12 protein-coding genes and 1 pseudogene are annotated in these 14,836 nt (G+C 71.5%); 5 read left to right on the top strand and 8 right to left on the bottom strand.

Going from position 1 to position 14,836, the window contains the following annotated elements; genetic code table 11:
- The first annotated feature begins 23 nt into the window (after window positions 1-23).
- The 3 genes from ABEA34_RS16760 (at window position 24) to ABEA34_RS16750 (ending at window position 3,980) form a co-directional block, all read left to right on the top strand.
- A complete protein-coding gene (locus ABEA34_RS16760; protein ID WP_345522538.1) occupies window positions 24-1,160 on the top strand; it encodes a serine hydrolase domain-containing protein in 1,137 nt (378 codons plus the stop codon).
- Complete coding sequence (locus ABEA34_RS16755) at window positions 1,157-2,467, top strand: flavin-containing monooxygenase (RefSeq protein WP_345522537.1); 1,311 nt, start codon at window positions 1,157-1,159, stop codon at window positions 2,465-2,467. The genes ABEA34_RS16760 and ABEA34_RS16755 overlap by 4 nt, the downstream gene beginning before the upstream one ends.
- Window positions 2,468-2,732: 265 nt before the next feature.
- Complete coding sequence (locus ABEA34_RS16750; protein ID WP_345522536.1) at window positions 2,733-3,980, top strand: HNH endonuclease signature motif containing protein; 1,248 nt, start codon at window positions 2,733-2,735, stop codon at window positions 3,978-3,980.
- 31 nt (window positions 3,981-4,011) lie between these two features.
- Here the strand turns inward: ABEA34_RS16750 and ABEA34_RS16745 are convergent, their stop codons facing one another.
- The 7 genes from ABEA34_RS16745 to ABEA34_RS16715 all read right to left on the bottom strand — a co-directional run bounded on the left by ABEA34_RS16745 (window position 4,012) and on the right by ABEA34_RS16715 (window position 11,392).
- A complete protein-coding gene (locus ABEA34_RS16745) occupies window positions 4,012-5,505 on the bottom strand; it encodes an aldehyde dehydrogenase family protein (protein ID WP_345522535.1) in 1,494 nt (497 codons plus the stop codon).
- 19 nt (window positions 5,506-5,524) lie between these two features.
- Window positions 5,525-7,492, bottom strand: a complete 1,968-nt coding sequence (locus tag ABEA34_RS16740; protein ID WP_345522534.1) for a thioredoxin domain-containing protein — start codon at window positions 7,490-7,492, stop codon at window positions 5,525-5,527.
- Window positions 7,493-7,514: 22 nt separating this feature from the next.
- A complete protein-coding gene (locus tag ABEA34_RS16735) occupies window positions 7,515-8,087 on the bottom strand; it encodes a dihydrofolate reductase family protein (RefSeq protein WP_345522533.1) in 573 nt (190 codons plus the stop codon).
- A 66-nt stretch (window positions 8,088-8,153) separates the two neighbouring features.
- Window positions 8,154-9,095 (bottom strand): diacylglycerol/lipid kinase family protein, encoded by a 942-nt coding sequence (locus ABEA34_RS16730; protein WP_345522532.1) that lies wholly within the window; start codon window positions 9,093-9,095, stop codon window positions 8,154-8,156.
- Window positions 9,082-9,894 (bottom strand): DUF1206 domain-containing protein, encoded by an 813-nt coding sequence (locus ABEA34_RS16725; RefSeq protein WP_345522531.1) that lies wholly within the window; start codon window positions 9,892-9,894, stop codon window positions 9,082-9,084. Before ABEA34_RS16725 ends, ABEA34_RS16730 begins: the two co-directional genes overlap by 14 nt.
- Window positions 9,895-9,951: 57 nt before the next feature.
- Window positions 9,952-10,704, bottom strand: coding sequence for a phosphatase PAP2 family protein (locus ABEA34_RS16720; RefSeq protein WP_345522530.1), 753 nt, complete (start codon window positions 10,702-10,704; stop codon window positions 9,952-9,954).
- A complete protein-coding gene (locus tag ABEA34_RS16715) occupies window positions 10,679-11,392 on the bottom strand; it encodes a phosphatase PAP2 family protein (protein WP_345522529.1) in 714 nt (237 codons plus the stop codon). The genes ABEA34_RS16720 and ABEA34_RS16715 overlap by 26 nt, the downstream gene beginning before the upstream one ends.
- An 87-nt stretch (window positions 11,393-11,479) precedes the next feature.
- Between ABEA34_RS16715 and ABEA34_RS16710 the strand changes: the two genes are divergently transcribed.
- Window positions 11,480-13,198, top strand: coding sequence for a phospholipase D family protein (locus ABEA34_RS16710; protein ID WP_345522528.1), 1,719 nt, complete (start codon window positions 11,480-11,482; stop codon window positions 13,196-13,198).
- Window position 13,199: 1 nt separating this feature from the next.
- Window positions 13,200-14,054 (top strand): annotated as a pseudogene (locus ABEA34_RS16705) (PPK2 family polyphosphate kinase); the annotation flags it as partial.
- Between the two features lie 264 nt (window positions 14,055-14,318).
- On the opposite strand, the gene ABEA34_RS16700 reads toward ABEA34_RS16705, so the two are convergent.
- Window positions 14,319-14,771, bottom strand: coding sequence for an aromatic ring-opening dioxygenase LigA (locus tag ABEA34_RS16700; protein ID WP_345522526.1), 453 nt, complete (start codon window positions 14,769-14,771; stop codon window positions 14,319-14,321).
- Between the last annotated feature and the right edge of the window lie 65 nt (window positions 14,772-14,836).

The raw sequence follows: 14,836 nt of genomic DNA, 5'->3' as shown, positions 1-14,836 counted from the left end.
AACCTGTTCCTATGGTGGGCGGCATGACTGTCCACGGCAGCTGCCATCCGTCGTACCGACCGCTCCGCGACCTGTTGGCGTCGCGCCTGGCTGACGGGTCCGAGGCGGGCGCCTCGGTCGCGGTGGTCCACGACGGGGAGCTGGTCGTCGACCTGTGGGGCGGCGAGGCCCGGCCCGGCGAGCCCTGGCAGGAGGACACGATCGTCCAGGTCTGGTCGGTGACCAAGACGATGGCCGCCCTCACCGTGCTCGTGCTCGTGGACCGCGGCGTGCTGGACCTGGACGCCCCGGTGGCGTCGTACTGGCCCGAGTTCCGGAGCCCGGACGTGCTGGTGCGCCACCTGCTCGCGCACACCTCCGGCCAGGCGGGGTGGACCGAGACCCTCGACGTGCCGGTGCTGCTCGACCTCGAGCGCTCGGAGCGGATGCTGGCCGACCAGGAGCCGTGGTGGGAGCCGGGGACGGCGTCCGGCTACCACATGGTCAGCTACGGCCACCTGCTCGACGGACTGGTGCGAGCGGCGACGGGTGTCCCGCTCGCCGACCAGTACCGCACGCTCGTGGCCGAGCCGCTGGGCGCCGACTTCCACCTCGGCGTGCCCGAGTCCTCGTTGGCGCGGTGCGCGGACCTCATCCCGCCGCCACCGGGCGGGCTCGACCTCTCGTTGCTGCCGGAGGGCAACCTCCTGGTGCCGACGATCGTCAACCCGCTGCTCGACGTGGGCGGCTTCTGCAACACGGCGCCGTGGCGGCGGGTGTCGGTCGCCGGCGCCAACGGCCACGGCAACGCCCGCTCGATCGCCCGCGCCCAGTCGGTGGTGTCGCACGGCGGCGAGATCGACGGCGTACGCCTGCTGTCCCCGGCGACCATCGACCGGATCTTCGAGGTCCAGGCCGACGGACCCGACCTGGTCCTGCTCGTGCCGTTGCGGTGGGGCATCGGCTACGGGCTGCCGCAACCGGCGTCGGCGCCGGCGGTGCCGGAGGGACGGGTCTGCTGGTGGACGGGGTACGGCGGGGCGATCGTCGTCAACGACCTCGACCGGCGGACGACCGTCGCCTATGCGATGAACCGGATGGACAACCACTTCACGTCCTCCGCACGCACCGATGCGTACGTGCGGACGGCGTTCGACTGCGGGGAAGGTGTTGCGCGATGAAGGTCTGCATCATCGGCGCCGGCTGCTCCGGCATCACGACGGCCAAGCGGCTGAAGGACTACGGCATCGACTACGACCAGTTCGAGCTGTCCGACGACGTCGGCGGCAACTGGTACTTCCGCAACCCCAACGGCCGGTCCTCGGTCTACGAGTCGCTGCACATCGACACGTCCACGTCGCGCCTGGAGTTCGAGGACTTCCCGGCGCCGTCGGACTACCCGCACTTCCCGCACCACACGCTGATCCACCAGTACTTCCGCGACTACGTCGACCACTTCGGTCTGCGCGACGCGATCACGTTCGGCGTCGGCGTCGACCTGGCCCGCCGTACGCCGTCCGGGTGGGAGGTGACCTTGTCGACGGGCGAGACGCGGTCGTACACCGACCTCGTGGTCGCCAACGGGCACCACTGGAAGCCGCGGCTCCCCTCCTGGCCCGGGCAGTTCGACGGCGAGCTGCTGCACAGCCACTCGTACATCTCGCCGTTCGAGCCCGTCGAGATGCGCGGCAAGCGGGTGATCGTGGTCGGCATGGGCAACTCGGCGATGGACATCGCGAGCGAGCTGTCGTCCCCGTGGATGGCGTCGCGGCTCTACGTCTCGGCGCGGCGGGGGGTCTGGGTGCTGCCGAAGTACCGCAACGGCCAGCCCGCCGACAAGGTGATGGCGCCGCCGGACATCCCGAAGGAGCAGGCGCTGGTGGCGTCGCGGGCCCTGATCCGGGAGCTCGTCGGCTCGATGAGCAGCTACGGCCTGCCCGAGCCGGACCACGAGCCGCTGGCCGCGCACCCGTCGGTGAGCGCCGACTTCCTCACCAAGGCCGGCTCGGGCGACATCCACATGCTGCCCGAGATCGTGTCGCTGGACGGGTCGACCGTGCACCTGGCCGACGGGTCGTCCGTGGAGGCCGACGTGATCGTCTGCGCGACCGGCTACGAGATGAGCTTCCCGTTCTTCGACTCCGCCGAGACCGACCTGCACCCCGACGACGAGCACCGCTACCCGCTCTTCAAGCGGATGATCAAGCCAGGCGTCGACCACCTCTTCTACCTCGGCCTGGCCCAGTCGTCCCCGACGATCGTCAACCTCGCCGAGCAGCAGTCCAAGCTGCTCGCGAAGCTCCTCGCCGGCACCTACGCGCTCCCCTCCGTCGAGGAGCAGGAGCGGATCATGCGCGCCGACGAGGCCGCCCACCTCGAGCAGTACTACGACGCCCCGCGCCACACCATCCAGATCGACTTCGGCCGCTACTGCCTGGACCTGCACGCCGAGATCGCCGCCGGCGAGGCGCGCGCCGCTGCGGGGTGAGGCGTCTAGGGCTGCGGGTCCGCTCGGGTTGGCCGCCGCCATGGCAGTTACGCGGGTACGGCGGGCGGTGGGTTGCGGTCGGCGCCGGGGTTTCCGGCCGCAACCCACCTCCGCTGGTTGAGCAGGGCCGCTAGGCCCGCGTCGAAACCCCGGAAAGCTGACCGCCCTCCCGCCATCGAGATCGTGACCGTTTCGTGACCTGAACCCCTGTGGATAAGCCCTTCTGAGGCCTCTGACTGTCGGTGGCCAGTGCTTGGCTAGTCACATGACAGCGATGACCACACCCCACCACCAGGTGGCCACGGCGACCGCGCGGATGCGCGCGGTTGCCGATGCCGTGGTGGACGCGTCGGTGTGGTCCATGACGTCTGCCGACGCGGCGTCCACATTGGTCGAGCTGACGCGGCTGGAGGCGCAGGTCGTGGAGCTCCGGGCTCGGGTCGCGCGGCACGCGGACGAGGTCCAGGTCGGCACCGATGTGGGTGCCACGTCGACCGCGACCTGGTTGGCGCACCAGACTCGGATGACCCGGTCGGCCGCGGCCGGAGTAGTGCACCTCGGCTACGACCTGGACACCCACGACGTGGTCCGCGACGCCCTCGCTGCTGGTGACCTCCGCCCGGAGCAGGCACAGGTCATCGTCCGGGCGGTGAAGGAGCTGCCCGAGGATCTCGAGCCGGACCTGGTGATCCGCGCCGAGCGTCATCTGGTGGAGGCCGCTGCTGAGCACGACGCGAAGACGTTGCGGATCCTCGGCCGCCGCCTGTTGGATGTGGTCGCCCCGGACCTGGCGGACCAGCACGAGGCCGACCTCCTCGAGAAGGAAGAAGCCAAAGCAGCCCAAGCGATGCGGCTCACGATGACCGACGACGGCCACGGCAAGACCCACGCCCGGTTCACCCTCCCCACCGTCCAGGCCGCGATGCTCAAGAAGATGCTCTTGGCAATCGCCGCGCCGAAGCACCAGGCCGCCACCCACGGCGCCGGGGTCGAACGGCGCCCGGGTCCGGAGCGGATGGGCCGGGCGTTCGCCGAGCTCATCGAACGCATCTCCGCGAAGGATCTGCCGAAGGTCGGCGGAAGCGACGCCACCATCGTCATCCACATCGACCTCGACGTGTTGACCGGAAGACTCGAGAAGGCCGGGGTCCTCGACACCGGCGAGCGCATCAGCCCCCGCCAGGTGAGAAGACTCGCCTGCACCGCCCGCATCCTCCCCGTCGTCCTCAACGGCAAGTCCGAGGTCCTCGATGTCGGCCGCGCCAAGCGGTTCTTCACCCGAGCCCAGCTCACCGCCCTCGGCATCCGCGACGGCGGCTGCGTCGCCGAAGGATGCGACTGGCCACCCTGGATGTGCCACGGACATCACTGGACCCGCTGGACCGACGACGGCCCGACGGATCTGACAAACGGCGGTCTCCTGTGCCCGAGGCATCACGCCCGAGCCCACGACCCGACGTACGAGACGACCCACCAACCCGACGGCAAGGTCACCTTCCACCGCAGGTGCTAGGCCGGACTCCGGCTCGGGCCGGACCGCCTGGCTACTTCTTCTTGCCGCGCCCGTGCAGCAGACCGAGCACCTGGACGAGCTGCTTGTCGGCCTTCTCGGTGCGCTCGAAGCTGGTCAGGTTGATCATCGGCTTGAACTTCTGCCGGGCGATCGCCTTGGCGTAGGTGAACTCCTTGAGGCCCTCGGGCCCGTGGATCCGACCGAAGCCGGAGTCACCGACGCCACCGAAGGGCAGGCTCGGGATGCCGGCGAAGGTGATCACGCCGTTGACGGCGGTCATCCCGGAGCGCACCCGCTCGGCGATCGCCATGCCGTTGGCCTTGCTGAAGACCGTGTTGCCCAGGCCGTAGCGGGTCGCGTTGGTCTTCTCGACCGCCTCGTCCATGGTCCGCACCTTGGCGATGGTCAGGGTCGGGCCGAAGGTCTCCTCCTGCACCGCCAGGGAGTCCTCGGGTACGTCGACCAGGATGGTCGGCTGCACGAACCGGTCCCCGACGGCGTCGACGCCGCCGAGCAGGGCCCGCCCGCCGCGGTCGAGCGCGTCCTGGACGTGGCTGCGGATGACGCCGACCTGGCTGGGCATCGTGATCGGCCCGATCTTCGCGCCCTCGGCGGCCTCCAGGCCGGAGGCCTTGGCGAGGATGGTCGAGACGAACTCGTCGTACACCTTCTCGTGCACGTAGACCCGCTCGACACCGATGCAGGTCTGGCCCGCGTTGCTGCACGCGCCCCACAGGGCGGCGTCGGCGGCGGCCTCGACGTCGGCGTCGGCGTCCACGATCACGGAGTCCTTGCCGCCCGCCTCGATCACGACCGGCGTGAGCGTCTCGGCGCAGGCGGCCATCACCTTCTTGCCGGTGGCCGTGGAGCCGGTGAACGCGAGCTTGTCGACGCCGGCGCGGCACAGGAAGGAGCCGGTCTCGCCGAGGCCGGTGACCAGCTGGAGCACCGGTCGACCGACGGCCTCGTGGAAGGTCTGGACGAGCCAGCCGCCGACGCCCGGAGTGTACTCGCTCGGCTTGAAGACCACCGCGTTGCCGGCTGCGAGGGCGTAGGCGATGGAGCCCATCGGCGTGAAGACCGGGTAGTTCCACGGGCCGATGACGCCGACGACGCCGAGCGGCTTGAAGGCGACCGACGCCGACTGGTTGACCATCAGCAGCCCGGAGGAGACCTTGCGGCGGCCGAGCACCTTCTTGGCGTGACCGGCAGCCCAGGCGATGTGGTCGACGGCCAGCGCGGCCTCGAGCATCGCGTCGGCGGCCGGCTTGCCCATCTCCTGGCTCACCAGCTCGGCGAGCTCGGGGAGGCGCTGGGTCATCAGCGTCTTCCAGGCGTTCAGGTGCTTCTTGCGGCCGTCGAAGCCCAGTCCGTCCCACCACGCGGCCTCGCCGCGGGCGCGGGCGACGGCGGCCCGGACCTCCTCCTCGGTCTGCACCGGGTGGGTGCCGACGACCTCACCGGTGGCGGGGTTGAGCGACTCGAAGGTGGAGCCGGACTGCGGTCGAGCGGGTGCCTGGGTCATGACGGTCACAGTAGTGCTGTCAGGGTCGGCGCAACAGGGCCTCCGCGAGCTCCTCGACGGTCGTCACCGGACGCTCGCAGACGAAGCCTCGGCACACGTACGCCGTCGGGCGGCCGTCGACCGCGACCCGGCCGACCAGCAGCGGGATCCGCTCGTCAGGGCCGTCCGCGACCACCACGACCGCACCGAGGTGGCGCCTGGCCTGGCGCTCCAGCGTGTCGCGCTCCGCGCTGGGGGGTCCCACGATCGCGACCTCCACCGGTCCGTCGAGCGCGGCCTGGGCCGCCGCGAGCGACCAGCCCGCGAACCGCGGCGCCTGCTCGGCGATCGCCGCCACCGTCTCGAGCGCGGCCTCGGCGGCGTCCCGGTGCCGACCGGAGCCCGTGACCGCGGCGTACGTCGTCAGGGCGTGGACCAGGGACGACAGGCCGGACGGCGAGGCGTTGTCCGACGCATCGCGCGGGCGCGCGACCAGCGCCTCCGCGTCGTCCGCGGTGTCGAAGAAGCCACCGTCGTCGGCCGCGAAGTGCTCGAGCGCGATGTCGAGGAGGACTCCGGCACGCTCCAACCACACCGGGTCGCCGGTGACCTGGAGCAGGTCGAGGAAGCCGGCCGCGACGCAGCCGTAGTCCTCGAGCACGCCGGCCGGCGCGCCGACGACGCCGTCCCGCGAGACCCGGCGCAGCCGCCCATCGACCAGGTGCACCCGCCACAGCAGCTCGCCGACCACGCGGGCGTCCCGGACGTACGTCGGCCGGTCGAGCAGCCGGCCGGCGCGGCAGAGGCCGCTGATCGCCAGCCCGTTCCACGCCGCGACGACCTTGTCGTCGCGCGCCGGGCGCTCCCTGCGGTCACGCGCAGACCGCAGCAGCCGCTGGGTGCGGTACCACCGCTTGAGGTCGTCCGGCTCCGCGAGCAGCTGGAGCGTCGAGCTGCCGTGCTCGAAGGTCCCTGCGTCCGTGACCGACAGCAGGCCGGCGGCCCACGGCCCGTCGTCCGGCCCGAGCACCTCGGTCAGCTGCGCCGGGGTCCACACGTAGTAGGTGCCCTCCGCGCCCTCGGAGTCGGCGTCCAGCGCGGACGCGAACCCGCCCTCCGGCGTCCGCAACTCCCCGAGGAGGAAGTCGGCGATGCCCTCGGCGGCCCGGACCCCGAGGTCGGTCCCCCACTCGGCGTACACCCGCAGCAGCAGCGCGTTGTCGTAGAGCATCTTCTCGAAGTGCGGGACCACCCAGTCGCGGTCCACGCTGTAGCGCGCGAAGCCACCCGCGAGCTGGTCGTGGATGCCGCCGCGGGCCATCGCCTCCAGCGTCGCCGCGGCCATCCCGCGTGCCTGCTTCGAGCCGTGCAGCAGCAGGAACTCGAGCACCATCGACGGCGGGAACTTCGGTGCCCGGCCGAAGCCGGCCGACTGTGCGTCGTACTCCCCCGCCAGCGTGAGCACCGCGGCGTCGAGCACCGCCCCCGTGACGGCGCCGGCCGCCAGGGTGGCCCGCTGGTTGAGGTGCTCGCGCAGGGTCGTCGCGACGCGGGCGACCTCGTCGCCGCGGGTGGCCCACGCGTCCGCGAGCGCCTCGAGCACCTGGCGGAACGACGGCTGCCCGTGCCGCGGCTGGTCGGGGAAGTAGGTGCCGGCGAAGAAGGGGTTGCCGTCGTGGTCGAGCACGCACGTCATCGGCCAGCCGCCGTGCCCGGTCATCGACGTGGTCGCCTGCATGTAGACCGCGTCCACGTCGGGGCGCTCCTCGCGGTCGACCTTGATGCTCACGAAGTGCTCGTTGAGGTACGCCGCCGTCGCCTCGTCCTCGAACGAATCGTGCGCCATCACGTGGCACCAGTGGCACGCGGCGTACCCGACGCTCAGCAGCACCGGCACGTTTCGTCGTCGGGCCTCCTCGAACGCCGCCGGCTCCCACTCCCACCAGTCGACCGGGTTGTCGGCGTGCTGGAGGAGGTACGGCGAGGTCGCGGACGCGAGTTTGTTCACCCGTCCAGCCTGCCAGGACGGGTCAGCCCCTCCTCGACCGATAGGTCAACGTCGCCAGGCCGGGGTCCTGGCCCGGGCCCGCACTGACCAGGTCCCACGCCTGCCCGGACCCGCCCGGCCGGTACATCGGCACTCCGTCGTCGACGAACACCGGGACGACCATGAGCGTCAGCTCGTCCACCAGCCCGGCGTCCGTCACGGTCTGGCCGAACCGACCGTGCCCGTAGATCATCAGGTCCTTGCCGGGGCTCCCCTTCAGCTCGGAGACCGCCTCGGCGACGTCCCCGGGGACGACGACGGTGTTGGTCCACCCGGCCTCGGTGAGCGTCGACGAGAAGACGTACTTCGGCATCGCGTTCAGGTGGTCGGCGTACTCGCCCGACGCCGCGGGCCACTGTCGCGAGAAGATCTCGTACGTCCCCCGCCCCATCAGCAGGGCGTCGCAGGCCTGGAGCGTGCTCAGCGACGCGGCGGCGCTGCCCGGCCCGAAGTAGGGACCGGCCCAGCTGAGCGGCTCGCTGGTCACGCCGTTGAGGGAGACGAGCAGGGACTGCCGGAGCCGCCGGGCGCCGTCGGAGGAGCTGTCGAGGGTCATGCCTCCTGTGACCCGCCAGGGGTCGGAAACGCATCGCTCGCCAGCAGACTTCTTCGCCGGAGCGGGTCAGTCGTCGCCGGCGACCCGCACCACGAGCGCGTTCGGCTGGAGCACGAACCGGAGCGACGATGCCTCGGTGAGCACGTCGCCGTCGACCTCGCACAGCTGAGGGGGGTCGACGGTCAGCTTGACGTCCACACCAGCCTTCCGCTCGAGGGTGGGGCTGTCGTCGCGGTTGGCCAGCACGCGCGCCGCGACGCCGATCCACTGCGTCAGGCTCTCCGGGCTCACCGTCGCGACGTCGAGCTTGCCGTCGTCGAACAGCGCGTCGGGCAGCAGCACCATCCCGCCGGTCAGCTCGCCGCAGTTGCCCACGACCACGGTCCTCGCCTTGCGGGCCGCCGACGGCTCACCGTCGACGACGAGGTCGAGGGCGAACGGCGGGTCGGTCAGGTGCTTGCCGCCGCTGGCGACGTAGGCCGCCCAGCCGACCTTGTCCTTCACACCCTCGGGCGCGTCGGCCATCATCTGGGCGTCGAAGCCGACCCCGGCCATGACGGTGAAGCAGTGCACGTTGTCGGCAGCGCCGGGGACGCCCTCGAGCTGGTCCTCGGTCGGGTCGAGCACCAGCCACCCGACGTCGATGGTGCGGTCCTGTCCGGTGAACGCCACCCGCGCGGCGTCCTCCAGAGGATCGACCCGCCCGCCGACGTTGCGCGCCAGGAGGTTGCCGGTGCCGCCGGGCAGCAGGCCGATCGGCACGCCCGTGCCCACGAGCGCCTGCGCCACCGCTCGGACGGTCCCGTCGCCGCCGAGGGCGCACACAACGGTGGCGCCGGCCTCCACCGCGTCCCGGGTCTGGCCGAAGCCGGGGTCGTCCTCGGTCGTCTCCACCAGCCTCGGCGTCGGCACGCCCGCGTCCCGGGCCACCTGCTCCAGCGTCTCGCGGACCTCGTCGACGTCGACCTTGATCGGGTTGACGACGACCGTGATCTCAGACCCGTGCATAGCGAGCCCGGGCGAAGGAGTAGACGCCGTACGCCGCGAGGCCGAGCGCGATGCCGATGAGGATCACGGTCCCTGCGGGCAGGTCGCGCAACGACTTCAGCGCCCCGTCGAGACCGGTGGTCTTCCCGAGGTGCTGCTTGAACGCCGCGGCGACGAAGAGCACGCCCACCGCGACCAGTGCGATGCCCTTGCCGATGTAGCCGACGCGCGCGGCCACGACCGCCCCGTGGCCGGGGTGCTCCTGGAGGTCCTCGAGGAACTTCTGCTTCCACCCCTTGTAGACGTGGTAGACCCCGATCCCGATGATGCCGAGCCCGACCAGTCCGACCAGCACCCGCCCGGCGGGTGCGTCCATCAGTGTCCGGGTGAAGTCCTTGGTCTGCTTGTTGCTGGACGTGTGTCCACCGAGTGCGAAGACGAAGCCGGTGTAGGCGAGCGCGGCGTACATCACGGCCTTGCCCGCCGCCTTGGCCTTGTCGAAGGCCTCCCGGCCGAGGAAGACCTCGGTCACCTGCCAGAGTGCGAGCAGCGTGAAGCCGATGGCCAGCACCCAGAGGAGGAACTGCCCGAAGGGCTGCCGCGCCACGGTGGCCAGTGCGCCGGACTGGCTGGCCTGTCCACCTTCGCCCAAGGCGATCTGCACGGTGATCCACGCCAGCACGAGGTGCAACGCCCCGCTGGCGGCGTAGCCCAGCCGTGCGCCCCACTCGACGACGGGATGGTCGCCGGCCTTCCGCGCTGCCCCCTTCGCGGCGGTGCTCGCTCGGTCCACGTGGCCTGTGATGTTCTGCTGCGCCATGGTCTCCCTCAGTCTCCCGTCCCCTCCTGATCTACCCCGCGAGGGGCGCCGCCATACCTAGGCGACCGCCTGGTCCGGACGTCTCTCCGAGGCGACGGACCCGTCGGCGGAGGCTCCCGATCGTGCGGGATCGCGGCGCAGCCAGTTCCAGGCCAGGAAGCAGGCGAGGAGACCGTCGACGATCGCCACGGTGACGTCGCTGAGGTGGTGCATGCCGCGGTAGAGCCGTGCGGTCGCGACCAGGAACGGCACCAGCAGGCACACGACCACCACGACGGCACGCAGGGCGGGCTGGCGGATCCGCAGGGCCATCAGCGCCAGCGTGAAGTACAGCCCGGTGGCGGCGCCGGTGTGGCCGCTCGGGAAGCTCGACGTCGGCGGCGAGTCGTCGAGCTTCTCCACGTCCGGCCGCTCGCGGTCGATCAGCAGGGTGGTGAAGAAGAACACCAGCGCCTGCGCCGAGATGGCGATGAGCGGCACCACGGCGTACCACCACTGCCGCGTGCGCCACCAGACGAGCGCGACGACGACGAGGCACAGGCCGACGATGCTGACGGTCGCCCCGGTCCACGAGAAGAACAGCGTGACGTTGTTGAGGAGCGAGGTCCGCGACGAGGCCAGGGACTTGTTGATCTGCTCCTCGGACGTCCCGAGGTGCTTCAGGGGGCCATCGGTGAGCGCCCACCCGATCGCCAGCACCACCAGCCACCACAGCGCGATCGGCAGCAGCACGCGGAGCGCGAGGTCGCGTCCCGCTTCCTTCGCCGACGGGCGCGACTGGTCGTCACGCCACCTGGTGAGCATCGTCATCTGCGGACTCCTTCGAGGGGGTGGTGGGAGAGGGCGGGCTCCAGCCGACGTAGCCGGCGTACGACGCGATGGAGAGCCCGCACCCGAGCAGCACTCCGGCGACGACGTCGGAGAGGAAGTGCGCGCCCATGAACAGGCGGTCGGCGCAGGTGATCAGCACCCACAGGCCGCCCGCGACGGGCACCACCCGGCGCGCGGTCGCACCCAGGACGGGCCACAGCAGCAGCACGACGGTCGTCACCACGATCGCGTTGTTGGTGGCGTGACCGGACGGGAACGAGTAGCCGGCGTGGGAGGCGAAGGGGTCGTCGATGGCGGGTCGGGCCCGCTGGACCACCATCTTGAGGGCGACCGCGACCGCCCATCCGGTGGCCATCGTGGCCAGCGCCCACAGGGCACGGGTCCGCAGGTGCAGACGGAACCACGCGACGAGGCACGCGGGCACGCCGAGGACGACGTACATCACCCAGGGCTGGCTGACGAGCTCCCACGTCTCCGCGATCGAGCGGAAGCCCGGGTGCGACCGCGTGACGTCGGTGGCGGCGACGATGACGCGCTCGTCGAGGTCGACCAGCGGGCCGAAGTTGGAGCGCACCAGGAAGGCGAGCAGGCCGAGGGGGACCGCGACCACCACGGCGTACACCACGGCACGGCTCAGGCGGCGCGCACGAGTCTGGGTCCCCTCCACCTCCGCATCTTGCGCAGCGCCTGACCTGCGCAAACGCGCGCGGCGGCAGATGTTTGCGCGGTCCCGATATGACGCAGGATCTGCGCCGTGGAGGTGAGGGACTGGCTGCTCGAGAGCGCCGAGAGGGAGAACTCGCACACCGCGATCGATGCGGCGCGCGGCGACGGTTCGGCGTGGAGCGACGGCAACAGCGTGCGAGCGATCGTCCACGGTCGTGACTACTTCGCGGAGCTGCACGAGCGCATCTGCGCCATGGGACCGGGCGACCGGCTCTACTTCGCCGACTGGCAGGGCGACCCCGACCAACAGCTCACCGACGACCCTCGGTCGACGTTGAACACCACGCTCGTCGACGCCGTACGCCGTGGCGTCGACGTGCGGGGACTGCTCTGGCGCTCGCACTGGCACCGGCTCGGCTTCAGCGCGCACCGTCACCGCCAGCTGGGCGAGGACATCGGCGAGGCGGGAGGGCAGTGCCTGCGCGACATGCGGGTCCGCACCCGCGGTGCACACCACCAGAAGCTCGTCGTCCTGCGCTACGCCGACGACCCGAGCCGCGACGTCGCCTACCTCGGCGGCATCGACCTCTGCCACGGACGCCGCGACGACGCCAAGCACCAGGGCGACCGACAGCCGGTCGAGATGGCCCGCGCGTACGGCCCGACCCCCGCCTGGCACGACGTGCAGGTGGCGATCCAGGGTCCGGCGGTCCACGACGTGGAGACGACCTTCCGGGAGCGGTGGGAGGACAGCACTCCCCTGACCCTCAACCCCGGGCGGCTGCTGTCCAGCTTCGTCCACCGCGAGGACCTGACACCCCGGCCGCTCGGCGACCAGGCGCCCCCGCCACCCGCCCGGCCCGACGGCCACGAGATCGTGCAGATCGTCCGGACCTTCCCGGTGATCTACCCCAAGTCGTACGACTTCGCGCCCGAGGGCGAGCGGTCCGTGATGCTCGGCAACACGAAGGCCATCGCCCAGGCCGAGCGGCTGGTCTACGTCGAGGACCAGTACCTCTGGTCCGAGGAGGTGGGCGAGCACTTCGCCGGCGCCCTGCGCCGCAACCCCGACCTGCGGCTCGTCGTCGTGCTGCCGATGGTCCCCGACCGCGAGGGGACGGCCGTCGAGCTGCCGCAGCTCTACGGCCGCGCGCTGGCGATGCGCAAGATCGTCGAGGCGGGCGGCGACCGGGTGGCCTTCTTCGGGCTCACCAACGACAACGGGCTGCCGACCTACGTGCACGCGAAGACCTGCATCATCGACCACCGGTGGGCGAGCGTCGGCTCCGACAACCTCAACCGCCGCTCCTGGACCAGTGACAGCGAGATCGCCTGCACCGTGGTCGACGACCGGGGCGACGTCGGGGACGCGGCGCCCGAGGACTCCTTCCCGAGGGTCCTGCTCCGCACCCTCGTCGCCGAGCACCTGGGCTGCGGCCCGGACGAGGTGCCCGAGGACCCGCACGAGCTCTTCGACGCGATGGTGGCGTGCGCGGCCGACCTCGACGGCTGGTACGCCGGCGGTCCCGGTGCGCGCCGTCGGGTGCGCGACCGGCTCCCGCGTCGACCGGCGCCCGTGCCCACGTCCGTGAGCCGGCGGCTCCCGGGCCATGCCCGCCGCCGCCTCCAGGTCCTGGCCCGGGCGACCGCGTTCGCGTCGGCGGACCACGAGCAGCAGCGGCCACCGGGCCGCCTGCGCCGGCTCGCGACACCCGAGCTCACCGCCACCCAGCTCCTCTGGGCACCGCGGCTGTACGACCTGCTGTTCGACCCCGACGGCGGGCCCCGCCCAGGAGAGGGAAACTGACATGGGCAAGAAGAGCAACGGCGCCTGGAGCGAGGACCCGCGGGACCTCCTGCGTACCCACCCCGACTACGACCTCGGCGAGCTCGATCGCGACGCCACCCCCGGGTGGGAGGCCGGCAAGAAGGCCGCCAAGAAGTTCGGGCACGAGCGCGGCGACCTGCTGAGCGAGCTGCAGGAGCGGCTCTTCGCCGAGGGCCGCACCGGCGGCGGGCGATCGGTGCTGGTGGTCGTGCAGGGTCTCGACACCGCGGGCAAGGGCGGCGTGGCCCGCCACGTGATGAGCAAGGTGGACCCCCAGGGCGTCGCCCTGCGCTCGTTCGGACCGCCCACGGAGGAGGAGCAGAAGCACCACTTCCTGTGGCGGATCAAGAAGGAGCTCCCCGCCCCGGGGCTCATCGGCGTCTTCGACCGGTCCCACTACGAGGACGTGCTGATCACCCGCGTCGAGGGGCTCGTGCCCCCGAAGGTGTGGGAGGAGAGGTACGACGAGATCAACGCGTTCGAGGCCGACCTGGTCGCCTCGGGCACGACCGTGCTCAAGTTCGGCCTGATGGTCAGCCACGACGAGCAGGGGCTGCGCCTGATGAAGCGGCTCGACCGCCCCGACAAGCGCTGGAAGTACAGCACCAACGACCTGCCGACCCGCCGGCAGTGGGACGACTACCAGGAGGCGTACGCCGACGTCTTCCGGAGGACCTCCACCGAGGCCGCCCCGTGGTACGTCATCCCGGCGGACCACAAGTGGTACACGCGCCTCGCGATCACCGAGATCCTCGCCCAGACCCTGGTCGACATGGACCCGGAGTGGCCGACCGTGCGCTGGGACCCCGAGGTCCAGCGCCGGAGGCTGGCCGAGACCATGAGCACCCGGGCCCTGCGGACGTCGTTGAAGGAGACCCGCCGCGAGGTCAAGAAGGCGGTCGCCGACGACCGTCAGGTGCAGGAGGACGCGGCCACCGCCAGCGAGGTGGGGGCGGAGAGCGACCCGCTCACCGAGGCCGAGGCAGAGGCTCGTCGGGCCGAGGCCGTCGCGACGGCGGCCGCCTCGATGCTCGACCTCCAACGCACCCGGACGCAGAAGACCGTGCTCCTCGCCGAGCGCGACCAGGACTGACGCGGATCAGGCGGTGCGGGCGAGCCGGGTGAGCGCCCAGCCCAGCAGGATGAGCAGCACACCCACGACCGACACGAAGGCGGCGACGCCGAACGCGACGACCGAGGTGAACAGGCTCGCCCGCAGGAAGGACGCGGTCATCACGGTCTGCCGGTTGGGGTCGTCCTGCGGCAGCTCGGAGTAGGTCTTGCCGCCGCCGATCTCCTCCGCGTGCTGGGCGATCACGTCGGCCTGGGCGTACGCCGTGAACGGCCCCTTGACGTCCTTGCCCGCGAAGTGGGCGGCGTCGTCGGAGACGGTGATCTTCTCGTCCGCGAGGGTGCTCGAGACGACGACGTACGTCGCGATGCCGGCGACGAGGAAGACCGCGCCGAGGACGGCGACGATGATCCCGACGACCCGGACGGCCCTGTCGTTGCGCGCGGCCGGTCGGGTGCCGGCGGACTCGGTCTCACTCATGCGTCCAGCACAGCACCGAGCGCCGGACGGTGGGGTCACCCGGACCGGGTGAGGGTCGCGTCGCT

The sequence above is a fragment of the Nocardioides conyzicola genome (assembly GCF_039543825.1).
Taxonomy (GTDB): Bacteria; Actinomycetota; Actinomycetes; order Propionibacteriales; family Nocardioidaceae; genus Nocardioides; species Nocardioides conyzicola.
Note: the sequence above shows the minus strand (reverse complement) of the source record. Positions and strands in the feature narration are given on the sequence as shown.

Coding starts and splice junctions, on each gene's coding strand:
- ABEA34_RS16760 (WP_345522538.1), top strand. CDS start 24: ATGACTGTCCACGGCAGCTGCCATCCGTCGTACCGACCGCTCCGCGAC.
- ABEA34_RS16755 (WP_345522537.1), top strand. CDS start 1,157: ATGAAGGTCTGCATCATCGGCGCCGGCTGCTCCGGCATCACGACGGCC.
- ABEA34_RS16750 (WP_345522536.1), top strand. CDS start 2,733: ATGACAGCGATGACCACACCCCACCACCAGGTGGCCACGGCGACCGCG.
- ABEA34_RS16745 (WP_345522535.1), bottom strand. CDS start 5,505: ATGACCCAGGCACCCGCTCGACCGCAGTCCGGCTCCACCTTCGAGTCG.
- ABEA34_RS16735 (WP_345522533.1), bottom strand. CDS start 8,087: ATGACCCTCGACAGCTCCTCCGACGGCGCCCGGCGGCTCCGGCAGTCC.
- ABEA34_RS16730 (WP_345522532.1), bottom strand. CDS start 9,095: ATGCACGGGTCTGAGATCACGGTCGTCGTCAACCCGATCAAGGTCGAC.
- ABEA34_RS16725 (WP_345522531.1), bottom strand. CDS start 9,894: ATGGCGCAGCAGAACATCACAGGCCACGTGGACCGAGCGAGCACCGCC.
- ABEA34_RS16720 (WP_345522530.1), bottom strand. CDS start 10,704: ATGACGATGCTCACCAGGTGGCGTGACGACCAGTCGCGCCCGTCGGCG.
- ABEA34_RS16700 (WP_345522526.1), bottom strand. CDS start 14,771: ATGAGTGAGACCGAGTCCGCCGGCACCCGACCGGCCGCGCGCAACGAC.